We start from the raw sequence: 1,965 nt of genomic DNA, 5'->3' as shown, positions 1-1,965 counted from the left end.
AACGAGATCGACCTGATCCTGCGCGAGCGCCAGCAGCAGCAGCTTCTCCAGCTCGATCCGAGCCCGGTGAACCCGGTGAACTGGCCCTCGGCGCTGGTCGCGCTGCGCGACGTGTCGCTCCTCCTCGAGCGCGAGGTGCGCGGCCGCGTCAACGACCCGGTCCGGCGCGACGAACTGGCCGACGCCGCGCCCGGCATCGCGATCCTCGCCGTTCTCGGGCTTCTCGCCATCCTGCGGGGACGCCGCTGGACCGAGCGCCTGACCGAGCGGCTCCAGTCGCGCGCCCGGAGCCGCGGGCGCATCGCAGTCGCCTTCCTGGTCTCGCTTCTCCAGATCACCGTGCCGCTCGTGGGGGTCATCCTGATCCTGACGGCGATCCTCGCCACCGGGCTCGTGGGCCCGCAGGGATCGCAGCTACTGGCGTCGCTCGCTGGCATCGCGGGGGCTGTCTACACCTCGCTCTGGCTCGCCGGGCGGCTCTTCCGCGAGGACGGGGACGGGGCCTTCGCCACGCTGCGCGCCCAGCCCGGCCTGGCGCGGGCCGCGCGGCGCGTGGTGGTCGCCATCGGTCTCATGGTCGGCGTGGCGGTGCTGCTCCAGTCCTCGCCGCCCTCGACGTCGTGCCGCCCTCGGCGAGCGGGGTGCTCCAGTCGCCCGCCTACGTCCTTCTCGGCTATCTCTTCTGGCGCCTCGCGCGCCTCCTGCGGACGGAGGTTCCGGTCGCCGACGGGGCCGAGGACGGGCGCGGCTTCGCGGGGCGCGCGCTGGCCCTGACGGCGACCGGGCTGGTGATCCTCGCCTTCTTCGGGCCGTTCCTGGCCCTCGTGGGCTACGTGAACGCGACCGAGGCGGTCATGGTGCCGACGGCGCGGAGCCTGGGGCTCATCGGCCTTCTCATCGCGCTCCAGCCGGTCGTGCGCGACCTCTACGCGGTGGTCTTCCGCAAGACCGTGGAAGAGGCGGGCGACGCGCTCCTGCCGGTCCTCGTGAACTTCCTTCTCGCCTTCGCCGCGCTGCCGCTCTTCGCGCTGATCTGGGGCGCCCGGCCCGAGCAGCTCTCGGACGTCTACGGCCGCTTCTGGGAAGGCGTCACGCTCGGCGAGGCGCGCCTGACGCCGGGCGCCGTCTTCGCCGTCATCCTCGTCTTCGCCTTCGGCCTCCTGCTGACCCGGCTCCTCCAGGGCGCGCTGAAATCGACCGTCCTGCCGCGCACACGGCTCGACCCCGGGGCGCGCACCGCGCTCACCTCCGGCATCGGCTATCTGGGCATCGGGCTCGCCGCCGTCGTGGCGATCACCGCGGGCGGCATCGACCTGACCGCGCTCGGCGTCGTCATCGGCGCGCTTTCGGTCGGCATCGGCTTCGGCCTGCAGAACGTGGTGAACAACTTCGTCTCGGGCATCATCCTGCTGGTCGAACGGCCGATCTCGGAGGGCGACTGGATCGAGGTCAACGGCACGATGGGGATCGTCAAGGCGATCTCCGTCCGCTCGACGCGGATCGAGACCTTCGACAAGACCGACGTGATCGTCCCGAACGCCGATTTCATCTCGGGCACGGTGACGAACTGGACGCGCGGCAACACGATCGGGCGGGCCATCGTGACGGTGGGCGTGGCCTACGGCACCGACACGCGGCGCGTGCAGCAGATCCTGCTCGAGATCGCGCGCGAGCATCCCGTGGTCGCCGCCTATCCCGAGCCCGGCGTCGACTTCATGGGCTTCGGCGCCGACAGCCTCGAGTTCCGCATCCGCGCCATCCTGCGCGACGTGAACCAGCTCGTCGCCGTCAAGACCGAGATGCACCACCGCATCGCCGAGCGCTTCCGGGAGGAGGGGATCGAGATCCCCTTCGCGCAGCGCGACATCTGGCTGAGGAACCCCGAGGCGCTCCTCGCCGGGCGCGAGGCGGGCGCCGCGCAGACCATCATCGGCGGGGCCGAGCCCGCCATCGACGAATTGCGAC

General features: G+C 71.7%; 2 protein-coding genes. Both read left to right on the top strand.

All coding sequences use genetic code 11. From position 1 onward, the window contains the following. The coding region (locus ACTS11_RS01265) for a DUF3772 domain-containing protein (protein ID WP_442638541.1) at window positions 1-774 on the top strand (774 nt) is incomplete at its 5' end. 80 nt (window positions 775-854) lie between these two features. After that, a partial coding sequence (locus tag ACTS11_RS01260; protein ID WP_442638542.1) for a mechanosensitive ion channel family protein occupies window positions 855-1,965 on the top strand: 1,111 nt, incomplete at its 3' end.

The sequence above is a fragment of the Roseicyclus sp. genome (assembly GCF_052168335.1).
In the GTDB taxonomy this organism is placed as follows: Bacteria; Pseudomonadota; Alphaproteobacteria; order Rhodobacterales; family Rhodobacteraceae; genus Roseibacterium.
This window is presented reverse-complemented; position numbering and strand designations above follow the sequence as displayed.